The sequence below is a fragment of the Streptomyces albidus (ex Kaewkla and Franco 2022) genome (assembly GCF_013870515.1).
GTDB classification, from domain to species: Bacteria; Actinomycetota; Actinomycetes; order Streptomycetales; family Streptomycetaceae; genus Streptomyces; species Streptomyces albidus.
In genome coordinates, this window is the sequence record NZ_JACBXA010000005.1 from 23,769 (window position 1) to 39,198 (window position 15,430).

At 69.2% G+C, this 15,430-nt stretch carries 13 protein-coding genes; 7 read left to right on the top strand and 6 right to left on the bottom strand.

Going from position 1 to position 15,430, the window contains the following annotated elements; genetic code table 11:
- Window positions 1-52: 52 nt before the first annotated feature.
- The 3 genes from H5J26_RS02115 to H5J26_RS02125 all read right to left on the bottom strand — a co-directional run bounded on the left by H5J26_RS02115 (window position 53) and on the right by H5J26_RS02125 (window position 2,876).
- Entirely contained in the window at window positions 53-715 is a 663-nt protein-coding gene (locus H5J26_RS02115; RefSeq protein WP_303647130.1) for an isochorismatase family protein, read from the bottom strand.
- Window positions 716-819: 104 nt separating this feature from the next.
- A complete protein-coding gene (locus H5J26_RS02120) occupies window positions 820-1,605 on the bottom strand; it encodes a 2,3-dihydro-2,3-dihydroxybenzoate dehydrogenase (RefSeq protein WP_181763910.1) in 786 nt (261 codons plus the stop codon).
- A gap of 125 nt (window positions 1,606-1,730) precedes the next feature.
- Window positions 1,731-2,876, bottom strand: coding sequence for a 3-deoxy-7-phosphoheptulonate synthase (locus H5J26_RS02125; RefSeq protein ID WP_235980334.1), 1,146 nt, complete (start codon window positions 2,874-2,876; stop codon window positions 1,731-1,733).
- Between the two features lie 771 nt (window positions 2,877-3,647).
- Between H5J26_RS02125 and H5J26_RS02130 the strand changes: the two genes are divergently transcribed.
- From H5J26_RS02130 to H5J26_RS02145, 4 genes are all read left to right on the top strand, one after another.
- Window positions 3,648-4,772: a nucleotide disphospho-sugar-binding domain-containing protein gene (locus H5J26_RS02130; protein WP_181763912.1), complete on the top strand. Its 1,125-nt coding sequence runs from the start codon at window positions 3,648-3,650 to the stop codon at window positions 4,770-4,772.
- A 61-nt stretch (window positions 4,773-4,833) separates the two neighbouring features.
- On the top strand, window positions 4,834-5,838 hold the full coding sequence (gene rfbB / locus H5J26_RS02135) for a dTDP-glucose 4,6-dehydratase (protein ID WP_181763913.1): 1,005 nt from the start codon (window positions 4,834-4,836) through the stop codon (window positions 5,836-5,838).
- A 41-nt stretch (window positions 5,839-5,879) separates the two neighbouring features.
- The gene (rfbA, locus tag H5J26_RS02140; protein WP_181763914.1) at window positions 5,880-6,749 is read left to right on the top strand and encodes a glucose-1-phosphate thymidylyltransferase RfbA; all 870 of its coding nucleotides are present in this window, start codon (window positions 5,880-5,882) and stop codon (window positions 6,747-6,749) included.
- A gap of 54 nt (window positions 6,750-6,803) precedes the next feature.
- Window positions 6,804-7,241: a VOC family protein gene (locus H5J26_RS02145; protein WP_181763915.1), complete on the top strand. Its 438-nt coding sequence runs from the start codon at window positions 6,804-6,806 to the stop codon at window positions 7,239-7,241.
- Between the two features lie 107 nt (window positions 7,242-7,348).
- Here H5J26_RS02145 and H5J26_RS02150 read toward each other — a convergent pair whose 3' ends face one another.
- Window positions 7,349-9,004 carry an FAD-dependent monooxygenase gene (locus H5J26_RS02150; protein ID WP_181763916.1) on the bottom strand — a complete coding sequence of 552 codons (1,656 nt, stop codon included), beginning with the start codon at window positions 9,002-9,004 and terminating at the stop codon, window positions 7,349-7,351.
- Between the two features lie 392 nt (window positions 9,005-9,396).
- On the opposite strand from H5J26_RS02150, the gene H5J26_RS02155 reads away from it, so the two are divergent.
- The 3 genes from H5J26_RS02155 to H5J26_RS02165 all read left to right on the top strand — a co-directional run bounded on the left by H5J26_RS02155 (window position 9,397) and on the right by H5J26_RS02165 (window position 12,527).
- Complete coding sequence (locus tag H5J26_RS02155) at window positions 9,397-10,161, top strand: SDR family oxidoreductase (protein ID WP_181763917.1); 765 nt, start codon at window positions 9,397-9,399, stop codon at window positions 10,159-10,161.
- A gap of 98 nt (window positions 10,162-10,259) precedes the next feature.
- The gene (locus tag H5J26_RS02160) at window positions 10,260-11,306 is read left to right on the top strand and encodes a ketoacyl-ACP synthase III family protein (RefSeq protein WP_181763918.1); all 1,047 of its coding nucleotides are present in this window, start codon (window positions 10,260-10,262) and stop codon (window positions 11,304-11,306) included.
- 63 nt (window positions 11,307-11,369) lie between these two features.
- Complete coding sequence (locus H5J26_RS02165) at window positions 11,370-12,527, top strand: ThiF family adenylyltransferase (protein ID WP_181763919.1); 1,158 nt, start codon at window positions 11,370-11,372, stop codon at window positions 12,525-12,527.
- Between the two features lie 88 nt (window positions 12,528-12,615).
- Here H5J26_RS02165 and H5J26_RS02170 read toward each other — a convergent pair whose 3' ends face one another.
- The gene (locus H5J26_RS02170; protein ID WP_181763920.1) at window positions 12,616-13,989 is read right to left on the bottom strand and encodes an aminotransferase class V-fold PLP-dependent enzyme; all 1,374 of its coding nucleotides are present in this window, start codon (window positions 13,987-13,989) and stop codon (window positions 12,616-12,618) included.
- 228 nt (window positions 13,990-14,217) lie between these two features.
- Entirely contained in the window at window positions 14,218-15,117 is a 900-nt protein-coding gene (locus tag H5J26_RS02175; protein ID WP_235980306.1) for a helix-turn-helix transcriptional regulator, read from the bottom strand.
- Window positions 15,118-15,430 lie beyond the last annotated feature (313 nt).

Consider the following 15,430-nt stretch of genomic DNA (forward strand, 5'->3'; position numbering starts at 1 on the left):
GGATGCGGGTCGACGACCGCGCCGCCGGTCGGGCCGCGCGGTGGACGGGAGGTCAGCCGACGGGGGCCGCCGATTCCTGCCGGGTGAGGTCGGCGAGCACCGGCTCGGTGCCGCGCACGACGCTGCACCTGGTGGCTGCGTACTCCAGTGCCATCCGGTGGTGCTCAGCCGAGAAGTCGGCCACGGCGTCGGCGACGAGGAACGTCTCGATGTCGTGGGCGAAGGCGTCCACGGCCGTCATGAGCACACCTACATGCGCGTAGACCCCGCACAGGATCAGCTGGTCGCGGCCGAGCGCGCGCAGATGGTCGAGCAACCCGTTGCGATGGAAGGCGCTGTAGCGCCACTTGGTGAACACCACGCTGTTCGCGTCGGGAGCGATCTCGTCGACGATGCCGCGGTGCTCGGGCGACGTGTTCATTCCCGGACCCCAGAAGTCCCGGAGCAGACCGCGCTGTTCGCCGGTCATCTCTCCGGGCTGCGCGGTGTAGGTGATCGGTATCCGCAGCCGGCGACAGGTGTGCACCAGCGCCCGGGTGTGGGCGAGCAGTGAGCTGCCGGGCTCCTGGTGCGCGGGGAACGGCTGTACGAAGTAGCGCTGCATGTCGTGTACGAGCAGTGCCGCGCGGTCCGGGTCCGGCGTCCAGGCGGCGGTGTTCGCGGGCAGGTCGGTCGGACCGGGCATCGCGTACGGAGCAATCTCGGGGATGGCCAACGCTCTGGTTCTCCTCGTCACGGGTGGGGGCCTGCCTGATCGTGGGTGTGGACCGGGCAGGCCCCGTGGGTGGTTGGTGGTTGGTCGTGGTGGTGGGGGAGGGCCTAGCAGCCGAGGGCTGCTCCGCCGTCGACGCACATCTCGTGCATGGTGATGTGGGACGCCTTGTCGGAGAGCAGGAACTCCACCGCGTCGGCGATGTTCTGGGGCTGCGCCAGACGGCCGAGCGGAATGCCGACCCGGTACGCCTCCGGGTCGCCCTGCAGAGTTCCCGAGGGTCCGCTGCCGTCCTTCCACAGGGAACGCAGCATCGCCGTGTCGGTCGACCCCGGCGCCACCACGTTGCAGCGCACGCCCCGTCCTGCGAGTTCGAGACCCAGGGTCTTCGTGAATGCTCCGGCGGCGGCCTTCGAAGCGCCGTAGGCGGACATGTGCATCCTCGGCACCTGGCCGGCGTTGGAGGTCACCGTGACGATCGAGCCGCGCCCGCGGTCGACCATCCGCCGGGCCACCGCGGTGGAGACGCGGAAGACCCCGCCCACGTTCACGGTGAAGGTCTGCTCCCAGTCCTCCTCCGAGAGGGAGAGCGCCTCCGTGGCCCGCAGTACGCCGGCGCAGTTGACCAGGAAGGACAGCGGGCCGAGAGTCCGCTCCGCGTCGTCGACGACGGCCTCGACGGCGGCGGAGTCGCCCAGGTCCGCCACGAATCCGGTGACCGAGCCGTGCTCACTCGTCGCACCGTGCTCCAGGTCGTGGAGGCCCTGCTTGCTGACGTCCACGGCGGCGACGTCGGCCCCCGCTTCGGAGAGCCTGCGGGTGACGGCCGCGCCGATACCGCCGGCGGCTCCCGTCACGAGTGCCACTGCGCCGGAGAATGCGTTGCTGCCCATCTTCTTCGGACTCCCTGCCATCGGTTCGGCGGTGTAGGTGATCTGGCCACGTCCGGGCGTGCCGGAGCGCGGCAAGGGGGCCGGACGGGAAACGGGGTGTCAGCCTGAGCGGATCTGTGACGGGCTCAGGCCCGCCAGGTCGAGACGACTTCTCGCGCCTGCTGAGGGTTGAGACGGGGATCGCAGAGCGAGGTGCGGACCGAACCGGGGGCGTCTCCCCGCTCGGTCATGCACTCGGTCACCGCGTTGGGGGTGGCTTCCAGATGGACTCCGCCAGGTACTCCGTGCTCGGCCAGGACCGCGTCCTGGAAGGCCTCGAGTTCCCTGACGATGTCGGTGACAGCCCTGGTCTTGAGTCCCAGCGCGTCCTGGAAGGTGTTTCCGTGCATCGGGTCGCAGAGCCAGATGACCGGGTGTCCGGCTTCCCGTACGGCCTTCACCAGCGGTGGAAGAATCCGGTGCGCGTGGTCCACTCCCATGCGGGAGATGAGGACGAGCCGGCCAGGGGTGCGGCCCGGGTCGAGCAACGCGCACAGTTCCAGCAGCGCTTCGGCGGTCATGCCGGGCCCCACCTTGCAGGCAACCGGGTTGACGACCGAGGCGAGCAGTCGCACGTGGGCGCCGTCGGCTTCGCGGGTCCGTTCCCCGACCCACGGCAGATGCGTCGAGGTCAGCAGCAGCTCGCCGCTTTCCAGCTTTCGCAGCAGCGGGAGCTCGTAGTCCATGACCAGCGCCTCGTGGCTGGTCCACAGCGCGTCCGCACCGCCGCCTGAGGCCTCACGGCCGAGGGCCTTGAGGTGGTTGATGACTGCGGCGGACAGTTCGTATCCGGCCGAGAGCCGCCGCAAATCAGGAGCGCGGTCGGTGGCGGTCGTGGCCGGGCCGTTGATGAGATGGCCGCGATAGGCGGGAAGCTCCCGGCCGTCGACGAGTTCTGTCGGTTTCGAGCGCGGCTTGGCGAATTGCCCGGCGATACGGCCGATCCGCAGGACCGGAAGGTCCGCCGCGGATTCCATCGCACGACTGAGCGCGTCGAGCAGCTCGACCTTGGCGCGCACGCCGTCGGCGGTGCACTCGGCCGGGTCCTCGGCGCAGTCGCCTGCCTGCAGGACCCGCATCCGTCCCGCTACGACCTCGGCGAGCAGGGTGCGGAGCCTGGTCACGTCACGGAGCCCGACGAGCCCCGGCCGTGCGGCCAGCTGCTCCCGGGCCTCTTCCGCCAGCCATGGATTGCTCCATGTCGGCTGCTGGCCGGCCGGTCTCCCGGTCAGGGGACGTAAATCCTCGGGACGTAAAGGTCTGAGTGTCTCCTCGGTTTTCCCGTCGTCCGCATAGGTGAGAACTCTCCCCACCAGGCCCCCTAGTTTTTAGATGACAGGAAATTGCCCCGCCACGCATCGGTAAAGCGCACACAAAGAAAGCAGGTGTTTGCATGTGTTACCACTGAAAATGATGCGGGTGTGGACTGTCAGATTCCACGGAACGGCAGTCAGACGCCATTCGCCGCTTGCAAGCGCCCTGCAATCTAAGACCGCCCCCTCAGATGCGTCAAGGGATGTGTTCTTCGTCGCACCGCCCGGCTCGAAGTCGGGCAAAGAGGGGCATTGTCCAGACGGACAGGCCTCTCCGATCAGGGCCTATCACGGAGAGTCAACCCAGGGCGTCTAGAATACCGCCTTTCATGCGCCATGGATCGTATGTCTGTATTGTGCTCATCTGCCACGTTCTCAGGCCTGGGAAATAGTGCTGGACAAAGCTCTGCCTAGGTGTATTAGGGTGGGTCCTGCCTAGAAGGATTAGGTTGCAGCACTATATGCTGCGGCTCGCTCTCACGCGGCTGACCCGTCTGACCCCGGCATTCAGCTGGGCGGGGGGTTTGGCGCAGCGGCGGGTGCCAAGAACGGGGGATCACGGGGAACGGTGCTGCGGCGGACCGGGCGACTCTGGTCGTGGCCGGTGCCGTCCACCTTGTCTTCTCCAGCCGTCGGCCGCGGTCGGCCGACGTGTCTCGACGCCATCCACAGTTGCTTCCAGGGGGACGCATGCGCCTGCTCTTCGTCACAGGGGGCAGTCCGGCGACGGTGTTTCCGCTCACGCCGCTGGCAACGGCCGCGCGCAACGCAGGTCACGAGGTGATCGTCGCCTCCAACGAGGAGACGATGGAGGCCGTCACAGGAGCGGGGCTCCCCGGCACGGTCGTCTCCCGCGTCCCGATCCGGCAGCACATCACGTGCGACCGGGCCGGTCAGGTGCTGCCCGTGCCGTCCGATCCGCAGGAACACATGCGTTACATCGGTCACGGCTTCGGCCGCATGGCCGCGGACTACCTCGAGCCGCTCACCGATCTCGCCCGCGCCTGGCGCCCCGACGTGGTGGTGTGCGGGATGCTCACCTTCGCCGGCCCGCTGGTGGCCGCCCGGCTGGGCGTGCCGTGCGTCCGTCACTCATGGGACTCGGGCGAGCCGCCCGTCGTCGACGTCACCGCTGCCGAGGAACTCGCTCCCGAGCTGGAGCGGCTGGGCCTGGCCGGGATCCCCGACCCCGACCTGTGGATCGACATCTGCCCGCCGAGCGTGCGACCGCCCGACGCGGCGGACGCGCAGCCCATGCGCTACGTGCCGAGCAACCTTCAGCGGCCGGTCGAACCCTGGATGCTGGGCACTCCCGGCACCCGGCGGGTCTGCGTCACCGCGGGGACCAAGGTTGCCCCCGGCTACTTCTACGACTATCTGGTCGAGCTGGCCGAGAAGGCCAAGGAGCTCGATGCGGAACTGCTCGTCGCCGCCCCCGCAGAGGTCGCCGACGAGCTGACCGCCCGGCTCGGCGTGAAGGCCGGATGGCTCCCTCTGGACGTGGTCGCGCGCAACTGCGACCTGTTGATCCATCACGCCGGCGGCGGCACGGCCCTCACCGGGATGGCCTGCGCCGTCCCTCAGCTCCTGATCCCCAACATGCCGAAGCTGGTCCCGCCCTCCCGGCGTCTCGTCGACTACGGCGCGGCCCGGATACTCGAGGCGGGTGAGGACACGCCGGAGGCCATCGCCGAAGCGGCGCGCGATCTGCTCACCGACGGCTCCTACCGGGAGCGGGCAAGGGACCTGGCCCGGGAGATGGCCGCGATGCCGTCCCCGCCCGAGGTGCTCGGTGTCGTCGAGAAGCTGCCCTGAGACGCCGGCCCACCGTCCCGCTCCCCATCCGTCTTGCGCCCCGAAATGAGGATGTCCTCCCATGCATGTACTCGTCACCGGTGGAGCGGGGTTCATCGGTTCCCACTACGTGCGGAAGTTGTTACGGGACTTCGGGCCCGACGAACTGTCCGCGCTCACTGTCGTGGACAAGCTCACCTACGCCGGTCGCAGGGAGAACCTGGCTGACGTCGAGCACGACGCCAGATTCCTCTTCCACCGCGTTGACATCAACGACACCCGGATGCTCGACGACATCTTCCCGGGTGTGGACACAGTCGTTCACTTCGCGGCCGAGTCCCACGTCGACCGCTCCCTGGAGGACGCCGGCGCGTTCGTACGCACCAACATCCTCGGGACGCAGGCCCTGCTGACGGCCGCCCTCCGGCACGGTGTGCAGAAGTTCGTGCACGTCTCGACGGACGAGGTGTACGGCTCCATCGACCGGGGTTCCTGGCCCGAGACGCATCCGCTCCAGCCGAATTCCCCGTACTCGGCGTCGAAGGCCTCCTCCGACCTGCTGGCCCTGGCCCACCACCGGACGCACGGCCTCGACGTGAGCGTCACGCGCTGTTCGAACAACTACGGGCCGATGCAGTTCCCGGAGAAGATCATCCCGCTCTTCGTCACCAGGCTGCTCGACGGCGAGAGCGTGCCGCTCTACGGCGACGGCGCCAACATCCGCGACTGGCTGCACGTCGAGGACCACTGCCAGGGCGTCGATCTGGTCCGCATGAAGGGCCGTGCCGGGGAGATCTACAACATCGGCGGCGGAACCGAGCTGACGAACCGCGAGCTGACCGGGATGCTCCTGGAGGCGTGCGGTGCCGACTGGTCGCGGGTGCGCCGAGTGCCCGACCGCAAGGGCCACGACCTGCGCTACTCCGTGGACTGGAGCAAGGCACGCGACGAGCTCGGGTACGCCCCCCGGCACAGCCTCGCCTTGGGGCTGGACTCCGTCGTGCAGTGGTATCGGGACAACCCGCAGTGGTGGAGGCCGCTCGTTCAGGGCACGGCCACCAGGCCGGGCGCTGCCGTCCTGCGCTGACCGGACCCTCTCGACTCAGGCTCCTCGGAAAGGACGCACCCATGCGTGGAATTCTTCTGGCCGGTGGCTCCGGCACCAGGCTGCGGCCGCTGACCTCGGTCTGCTCCAAACAGCTGCTGCCCGTCTACGACAAACCCCTGTTCTACTACCCGCTGTCCGTCCTGATGCTCGCGGGCATGCGCGAGATCCTCATCATCGGGGACGACAAGAACATCGACGGGTTCCGGGAGTTGCTGGGAGACGGCAGCCGGCTCGGCCTGGACCTGCGGTACGCGGTGCAGGAGGAGCCCCGCGGCATCGCCGAGGCGCTCATCATCGGCCGCGACTTCGCCGGCGACGAGGACGTGTGCCTGATCCTGGGCGACAACATCTGCTACGGGCAGGGCCTGCCGGCCACCCTCAGCCGGGCCGCCGCGAACGTCGACGGCTGCACGGTCTTCGGATACCCCGTCGCGGATCCCGAGCGCTACGGGGTCGCCACGGTGGCGGAGGACGGCACGCTGCTCGGGATCGAGGAGAAGCCCTCCCACCCGAAGTCGAACATCGCGGTCATCGGGCTGTACATGTACAGCAACGACGCCCTGGCGTACGCGGAGAAGATCACCCCGTCCGACCGCGGCGAGCTGGAGATCACCGACGTCAACCGGCTGCTCCTCGCAGAGGGCAGGGGGAGTCTCGTGCAGCTGGGCCGGGGCACGGCGTGGCTCGACGCGGGCACTCAGGACAGCCTGCTGGAGGCGAGCCAGTACGTGCAGGTGCTGCAGAAGCGTCAGGGCCTCCAGATCGCCTGTCTCGAGGAGACCGCGTTCAACATGGGCTACATCGGCAAGGAGCAGCTGGCCGGCCTCGCCCAGGAGTTGTCCACGGGCTCCGCGTACGACAGATACGTCAGATCACTGGTTCCGGCGTGACGCCCGTGGTCCGCCGTCCGAACGCACGCCTCCGAGAACGGGAGAAGAGTTCCGTTGTTCTACCACGTCTGTTTCGTCGTTCCGGACATCGAGCTCGCGATGGACGATCTCGTCAGGACGGCGGGAGTCGAATGGAGCGGAATCAGAGAGGATGCCATCGGCCCGTGGGAATACCGCATGGCTTTCTCCCGCAGCGGGCCGCCGCACTTCGAACTGATTCAGGGGCCGAAGGGCAGTCCCTGGGATTCGACCCTGGGTGCCCGTTGCGACCACGTGGGTTTCTGGACGCGCTCGGTCGAGGAAAGCGCGCAACGGCTCACCGACGACGGATTTCCGGCGGATTTCAGCGGCTGCCCCTATGGACGGCCCTATTCCTATCACCCGGTGGAAAGCCTGGGAGTCCGGCTGGAAATGATGGACGTCTCCCGCCAGTCCGCGTTCCTGGACTCCTGGAACCCGGGCGGCGGAAGCATGCCTGCCTTCGACGCGTGATACGACGCGAGACACGTACGCCGACGGCGTCTCCGGTCCGGCCCGCCGTTGCGGGGGCCGGACCGTCGACGCGCGTAGTCAGCCGTGGGCGCGCCTCCCGCGGAGGGTTATGCGGGTCGCGCCATGCGGTGCAGCAGCTGGGACAGCACCTCGCGGAGTTGTTCGTACGGAGCGTCGCCGAGCTTCTCCGTACGCCAGGCCACGAAACCGTCCGGGCGCACCAGCACCGCTCCGGAGTCCTTGATGCCCGCCGCAACGGGCCATCGGCCCTCGGTGTCCGCCAGTTCGCCTCCCGCACCTGGGCCTGCGCCGAGAACGTGAGCGCCGACAGGTACGCCCATAGCGTCCGCCGCCTCGCGCATCGCGGGCAGCCAGGCCTCTCCCGCGGGGCCGGCGAGCAGCGTGAAGCGGCCACCCACCAGGTCCAGCGTCGAGACGTGCCCGTCCGGGCCCTTCAGCCACACGTGTGGCACCCGGGAGCCCGGGGCTCCGTCCAGCGCCAGGCCGATCTCCTCGGTGGAGGGCAGCTCGGGGACCGCGTCCACCACCGCGCCGGACTCGTAGCGGTAGCCGAGGTGCACGACGGGGGCGTTGAGCGCTCCGGCGGCGGCTCGTTGCGCGACGGCCTCACTGCCGCGGCCCCAGTGGAGCGAGGGGTCTTTCAGGCGCAGAGTCGACTGTTCCATCGCTGTCAGGGCCACCGGGCGGCGCTCGGCCCCGTACGAGTCGAGCAGTTCCTCACCGGCTTGGCCACGGCAGACCAGGGCCAGCTTCCAGGCCAGATTGTGCGCGTCCGCGACGCCGGTGTTCATGCCGAACGCGCCGACCGGCGGGATGGTGTGGGCGGCGTCACCGGCGAGGAAGACGCGGCCGTCCCGGAACCGGTCGGCCACTGTCCCCCCGGCCTGCCACGGCAGCACGCCGACGATCTCCACGTCGAGGTCGGGCACCCCCACGGCGGCGCGGATACGGGCCCGGCAGCGCTCAGGGGTGAAATCCTCCAAGGACTCGCCCGCCTCCGGGTGGTAGTAGGAGTGGTAGATCCACTCCCGGTCGCCGTCCACCGGCAGCAGCCCGCCCGGCGCCTCGGGGCTGGTGATGTTGCACATGATGAACGTACGTCCACCGGTCTGCGCGCTCAGGTCGGCGCGGAAGAGCGTGCTGACCACGGGCGGCCCCAGCGGCCCCGGACCGGAGGTCCCGATGCCCAGCCGCCCGCGGACGGAGCTCCTGGCGCCGTCGGCTGCGATCAGGTAGCGGGCGTGCACGGTGAACAGGCCTTCAGGGCCCCGCAGTTCGGCCGTGATTCCGTCGTCGTCCGCCTGCCAGTCGAGCAGCTCCGTGCCGAACTCGACCTCGGCGCCGCAGGACCGCGCGGCCGCTGCGGCCACGGTGTCCAGCCGGCCCTGGGGGCAGGTGCCGCGGAGCGTCTGCGGCGTGACCTGGCGGAAGTCGTCCATCCGGGGCGGGGCCTCGTCCGCCAGTGCGGGGACGTCGGCCTCGGCAAGGGTCGGTGTGGAGAACATCTGCAGATTGCTGCCGGTCATGTCGACGCACACGGCGTCCACGTCGTCCGTGAGGCCCGCCTCGCGCAACAGCTCGACGGTACGCGGACCTATGCCCATGGCCCGGGGATGGGCCAGAGGCGCCTCGTGCCGTTCAGCCACGAGAACCGAAACGTTGTGCCTGGAAAGGAACAGGGCGCTGAACAGGCCTACCGTGCTTCCCCCCGCTACCAGGACGTCAACCTTTCTACCGCACATGAATGTCCTCTCTGCCTCTTTTTTCTCGGCATCTCGAATTCGGTTTCCATGCGGCAGTGCCGGGCCAATTCGTCTGCCCGGTCCTGCGGAAAAGGGAGTCAGCCGTACATTGACTCAAGAAATGCCGGACTGTCAACCAGTGGCAGTTCCGGAGCTGTTGAAAGGCGGTTGCCCCAATTGATCCAGAGTGACGTGTCACCGTTCCGAGCGAGCAGCCGGTCCCACGCTTTCCGGAATCTCGCGGACCGGTTCGCCGGGCAGAATTCCTCTCCCCATCCGCGCGTATGCGCAGCGGTCCCTGGAATCGGGCGCCCGGGTGCGCGGGCCGACGCGGACCGTTCGGGCACGTGCGTGGCGCGGACCGCAGGTCCGTTCCACCGGGGGGAGCGGTCATGACGGCCACGGGAGCGCGCACGGCTCTGGTGACCGGCGCGAGCAGAGGCATCGGACGGGCCGTCGCCGAGCGTCTCGGCCGCAGGGGAACGGTCGTCGCGGTCCACTACGGGCACGACGAGGCCGCGGCGAAGGAGGCCGTGGAGGCCGTCCGTGCTGAGGGCGGCGAGGCCTTCCCGGTGCGCGCCGAACTCGGCGAGGTCTCCGCCGCGGACGTCCTTTTCGGCCAGGTGGAGGAGGGGCTGCGGGAACTGACCGGCTCCACCGGGCTGGACGTGCTGGTGAACAACGCGGGGATCGGCTGCCGCGGTGACATCGCCGGCATCACCCCGGAGGCACTCGACCGGGTCTACGCCGTCAACGTACGGGCGCCGGTCCTGGTGGCGCAGCGGGCACTGCCACTGCTGCGTGACGGGGGGCGGATCGTCAACGTGTCCTCGGCGGCCTCCCAGGTCGCTCATCCGCAGATCCTCGGATACGCCATGAGCAAGGGGGCCATCGACGCCTTCGCCCGGTCGCTGGCCAAGCAGCTCGGTGAGCGGGGCATCACCGTGAACAACGTCGCTCCCGGGCTGATCGACACCGACTTCCACGGGGACCGTCTGAAGGATGCGAAGGAGGCGGCAGCCGCCGCGTCGCAGTCCGTCTTCGGGCGTATCGGGCAGGTGGCCGACGTCGCCGACGTGATCGCCTTCCTGACTTCCGAGGAGGCCCGATGGGTCACGGGCGAGCGCCTGGAGATCGCGGGCGGAGCCTACCTGTGAGCGCGGCCGGGATTCCCCGCGCGAGCCGTCCGGAGCTGTTCAACGTACGAGCCATACCGGCGGGGCGCTTCCCGCCGGCACTCTGAACTGGGGTCAACATGCTTCTCCACGATGTCTACATCGATGCGCTGGGTGTTCGTCTCGGCGAGCAGCTGGACTTGGCCGACGCGGTCGCCGACGGGCGCTACCCCGCGTCGGAGCACACAGCGAACGGATTGCTCGGTGCGGTGTGCTCCGACGACGAGTTCGCTCCCGACATGGCCATCACCGCGGTGCGGCAGGCCATGGAACGCGGCAGCGTGGACCCGGCCGACATCCGGCTGCTGCTGCACGCCAGCACCTACTTCCAGGGACAGGACATCTGGACCCCTGCCTCCTACATCCAGCAGCACACATTCGGTGGCCGGGCGCCGTCGATCGAGGTCGACCAGAAGTCCAACGGCGGCATGGCCGCGCTGGGACTGGCGGTGAGTTACCTGTCCGCCTGCGACGACGACGGCGCCGTCGTCATCACCACCGGCGAGCGCTTCTGCGCGCCGGGCTGGGACCGGTTCCGCAGTGAGAGCGGCACGGTCATGTCCGACGGCGGTACCGCGATGGTTCTCTCGCGCCGGCCGGGTTTCGCGCGGATCCTCTCCTCCGTCCTCACGTCGGACCCCTCCCTGGAGGGCATGTACCGGGGCCGGAAGCTGAAGGACGCGCCGGCCTCCGGCGACAAGCCGATCAACATGCGAGCGCGCAAGACCGAGTTCATGCGCAAGCACATGAGCGACCTCGAGGCGATCTCACTGCAGGTGGCCGGAGGTGTGGGTGCCTGCATGCGGGAGGCGCTGGACGAGGCCAAGACCGACGTCGCCGACGTGCGGCGCTTCGTCATGCCCAACGTCGGCCAGACAGTCCGGTGGTGGCAGATGCTCGCGGAGATGGGCATCGGCAAGGACCGCACCACGTGGGAGTTCGGGCGGACGATCAGTCATCTCGGGGCGGGGGACCAGGTGGCCGGCCTGGACCATCTGCTGGCCGCGGGGGAGCTGGAACCGGGCGACCGCGTCGTCATCGCCGGCACGGGCTACGGCTTCAACTGGGGCTGCGCCGTGCTGGAGATCGTTTCGAACCCGTCCTGGAGCACGGCGCGCAACGCATAGCCAACCCTGCACTCGGGCGGCGCCGCAGCCGCACGACCGATCTCTTCCGCGTCAAGGAGTCACATGCCTTTCCCACCTCTCGTCGATCCTGTGGACGAACTCGGTGACGACGATCTGCGTCGGCACGCACGCCAGCTGATCCTCGCCGACATCGGCGCCGTGGGTCAGCGCAGACTGCAGAACAGCAAGGTCCTCGTTGTCGATGCCGATGAAATCGGAGGACCGGTTCTCGCGCATCTCGCGGACTCCGGTGTCGGACAGCTCGGAATCATCGACACCGAGCCTTTCGGTGAATTGGACCGGTATCTGGGAATGCCCCGTGCCGAGTCCGCGTCAAAGGCTTCGAATACCCGCGCGGACAGGTGGGCCGAAGAGCTGCGGATATCGCATCCCACTGTCTCAACGGTGGTGCATGCCGAAGGTCTGAACGCGTCCGACGCGGCCTCGATCCTCGACCGCTACGACGTCATCGTTAGCGCAAGCGAAGACCCTGCGCGGTGCTACCTGCTCGACGACGCGTGCGCGGCACTGGGGAAGCCCTTCGTGTGGGCAGGGGTCGACCGGCTCCGCGGTCGCACCTCCGTCTTCTGGGACAGGAACGGCCCCACCTACCGCGACCTGCATCCACAGCCGCCGGCCCTCTACTTCCGTGGCATGGCCGGGTTCCTGAAGATCCTGGGCGCCTCGATGGCGGCCGCGATGACGGCGGAGACGGTCAAGCTGATCACCGGCTGCGGGGAACCGCTGGTCGGCCGGGTCCTGGAGAACGACGTCCGGAGTGGGCGCTGCTCGGACACGCCGCTCACGCGGAAGCCGATGACCAGCCGTCCCGCACAACTGACCGCCGCGGAACCGTTCTTCGGCCTGCTGTCACCCGCCGCGGCGGAGGCCGCCCGGGAGTCCACCATCTCCGTCGAGGAGCTCAAGTCGCTACTGGACGGCGAGGCGCCGCTGTGCCTGGTGGACGTACGGGAGGCTGACGAGCACGAGTTCTGCGACCTGCCGGGTTCGGTCCTGATGCCCAAGGGGGACTTCCTCGACGGGGACGCCGCTGGACGGCTGCCGCAGGACAGGAAGGTCGTGCTGTTCTGCCGGGCCGGGATCCGCTCGGCGGAGGTCCTGGCGGTGGTCAAGAAGCACGGGCACCCCGACGCCGTCCACCTCGGCGGCGGCATCCTGGACTGGGCCGAGCGCATCGACCCCGGACTGCCCGTCTACTGACCGGCCACGAGGCGCGGACGGCGCCGGTCCCGGTCCCGTACCCGACGACTCCCGTCGTCCGGCTACGAGACCGGGACCGAGGCGCAGGTCAGCGTGGCACCCGTGAGACGGGCACGCAGTTGCCGTTCTCCGTCCGGTAGCTCCAGTGCGCCCCTTCGCGTACCAGCTCCGTGACGGCATCGAGGAAACGCGTCACGTGCTCGTCCGGTGTGCCCGCGCCGAAACTGACACGGACGGCGTTCAGCCCTCCGCCTCCAGGCCCGTCCGGGGCTCCGCAGTGCCCCGGCTGTTCCGGCGCGCCCCCCAGCAGGGTCCGTACCAGTGGGTGCGCGCAGAAGAGACCGGCGCGCACCCCGATGCCGTACTCGGCGGAGAGCGCCGCGGCGAAGTGCGCGCTGTTCCAGCCTTCCACGACGAAGCTGACCACACCGACCCTGGGGCAGTCCTCGTCCAGCAGGGACAGCATGCGCAGGCCCGGTACGCGGGAGAGCCCGTCGGTGAGCTGGGAGAGCAGCCGCTTCTCGCGGGCCACCAGCGAATCGAAGCCCGCCTCGGTCAGCGTCCGGCACGCGGAGGCCATCGCGTAGACCCCGACGACGTTCGGGCTGCCGGCCTCGTGCCGCTTGGCGCCCTCGTGCCAGGCGACGGCCATCCTGCCGCCGGCCGTCGCGACCTGCTTGCTCGCGCCGCCGCCGGCCAGATACGGCGCGCCCTTCTCGAGCCAGTCGGCGCGACCGGCGAGCACACCGGCCCCGAACGGTGCGTAGAGCTTGTGGCCCGACAGCGCGACATAGTCGATGTCCAGCGCGGCGACGTCCACCGGATGGTGCGGGGCCAGCTGTGCCGCATCCAGCACGATCCGCGCGCCGTGTGCGTGGGCGGTCGCGGCGAGCTCCTCCACCGGCCAGATCTCTCCGGTGACGTTGGACGCGCCGGTGACGCACACCAGCGTGGGGCCGTCGTGCCGCCCGTCGGCGAGTGCCTCGTCCAGCAGCTGCACCGCAGCGCGGCGTGAGCGGGGGGCGGGGAGGTAGTGCACGTCGGCCTTCCGCCACGGCAGCAGCGAGGCGTGGTGCTCGGTCTCGAAGACGAGGACGCGCGTGCTGTCGGGGAGCACAGAGGCCAGCAGGTTGAGCGAGTCCGTGGTGGAGCGGGTGAAGACCACCTGGTCGTCGGGGCGGCACCCGAGGAACTCCGCCACGGTCGACCGGCTCTGCTCGAACAGGTCGGTGGAGAGCTGTGAGAGATAGCCGGCTCCCCTGTGGACGCTGCCGTAGTACGGCGCGTACGCCGCGACGTCCTCCCAGACCCGCTGCAGCGACGGTGCGCTGGCGGCGTAGTCCAAGGCCGCGTAGGGCACCTCGCCCCCGGTGACCAGAGGTACTACGACATCGCTCCCGAGGACCGGCAGCGGAGCGTCACAAGCCCGCTCGGGGGTGACGGATGCCTCGGTCTCGGACATGCTGAACTCCCTTGTGAGGACGGGTGTGCGTGGGCCGCGGTGGCGGCGGATGAAGATCGGGGGGCGTCCGGCGGGCGGAGCCCGGCACCGGCCGGTCCGCGGCGCTTCCCGGTGGCGGTGAAGGCGGGGGACCGGCTGTTACGAGCCTGGCAGAAGCGGGCGCCCGGCTGTAGTGGCGCGGTGGCCCGTGCAGGTCGTGACCGGGAGAGGACAGCGGGAGAGCGGGTGTCAGCTTGCCCGGCGTTCGAAGGCCTCCGGAGCGCCGAGGGGATCGGGACCGGCCAGGGTCTCGGGAGCATCCGGCACCTCGGAGACGGCCAGTGGATCCGGAGCGTCCAGGATCTGGCTGGTGCGGCCCGCGATGACCCCGGCCTCGAAGCGGCTGCTCGCGCCGAGCCGGCGCAGCAGCGAGGAGACGATCCGGCGCAGGGTGCGGGGCGAGACCTGCAACTCGCGGGCGATCGACTCGTCCTGCCGCCCCTTCGCCCAGAGCCTGAGGACGACCAGCTGCTGGTCGGTGAGCCGGAACGGCCGTTCGGCCGGGCCGACGTCCTCCGTCTCGCCGTCGTCCGGTTCGGGGAGCTGAGTGCACGGCATGATCCCCGCCGCACCGTCCCAGCAGAACTCGAAGATGCGGACCATCAGCTGCACGAGCGTCGGCTGCCGGACCAGCAGGAGCTTCTCCGGAGGGCAGACCAGGGCCATCCTGTCGTCCACGAGGATCATGCGGAACGGCAGCAGTGGCGCTATCCGGACCTGTACGCCCCGGCCGGCGAGTTTCTCCAGGTAGGCGGCGGCACGGGCGGACTGCAGGGCAGAGGGCTGATGGATGGTGCGGACCGTCACGCCTTGCTCGCGGCCGTACTTCTCCCGCTCCAGCCACTCGCCCATCAGCCGCCGGGTGATCACCGACGGGTGGATCACCCGGATTTGCTGCTGCGCCAGTGCGGCGACGGAGTCCAGCAGTTCGCGCTCCCGTTCCGGGTCCGTGATCTCCTCCACGCCGGGGGTCGCCGAGGCCGCGTCGGAGGCGTACGAGGAGCACAGAGCAAGCGCGGATATTTGCGCTTGTATAGATTGCGCGTGGAGCGAAGCCGCGCCCAGAGCCCGCTCTTGCTGTGCCAGCAACCGCGTCAGAGTCCCCAGCGGTGCGTCGTCTAACGGCGTTGTTTCCGGAATCACGCAATCCCCCACTATTCCCGGTCTCGATGACCTGACTGCTAGCGGTCACGGCCGCCACAGGCCAATTTAAGGTCTACACGGAAGAGTTCACTCCTGGCAAGATCAATAGAGAAACGTGAGCCAACCCTTAGGAAGGGCGGCTCCGTTCGCTATCCGCCTTGAGGAACAGGGAGAGCAGTAAATGATCAGCACTTTCGCTGCCTCTGCAGGGATTTCCCAGGATTCGGCGCTCGAAGCGCGATGTTGAGGAACGACAACA

Excerpts from the sequence above, each read along its gene's own strand:
- H5J26_RS02150 (WP_181763916.1), bottom strand. The coding sequence starts at position 9,004 with ATGTGCGGTAGAAAGGTTGACGTCCTGGTAGCGGGGGGAAGCACGGTA.
- rfbA (WP_181763914.1), top strand. The coding sequence starts at position 5,880 with ATGCGTGGAATTCTTCTGGCCGGTGGCTCCGGCACCAGGCTGCGGCCG.
- H5J26_RS02155 (WP_181763917.1), top strand. The coding sequence starts at position 9,397 with ATGACGGCCACGGGAGCGCGCACGGCTCTGGTGACCGGCGCGAGCAGA.
- H5J26_RS02165 (WP_181763919.1), top strand. The coding sequence starts at position 11,370 with ATGCCTTTCCCACCTCTCGTCGATCCTGTGGACGAACTCGGTGACGAC.
- H5J26_RS02160 (WP_181763918.1), top strand. The coding sequence starts at position 10,260 with ATGCTTCTCCACGATGTCTACATCGATGCGCTGGGTGTTCGTCTCGGC.
- H5J26_RS02130 (WP_181763912.1), top strand. The coding sequence starts at position 3,648 with ATGCGCCTGCTCTTCGTCACAGGGGGCAGTCCGGCGACGGTGTTTCCG.
- H5J26_RS02120 (WP_181763910.1), bottom strand. The coding sequence starts at position 1,605 with ATGGGCAGCAACGCATTCTCCGGCGCAGTGGCACTCGTGACGGGAGCC.
- H5J26_RS02170 (WP_181763920.1), bottom strand. The coding sequence starts at position 13,989 with ATGTCCGAGACCGAGGCATCCGTCACCCCCGAGCGGGCTTGTGACGCT.
- rfbB (WP_181763913.1), top strand. The coding sequence starts at position 4,834 with ATGCATGTACTCGTCACCGGTGGAGCGGGGTTCATCGGTTCCCACTAC.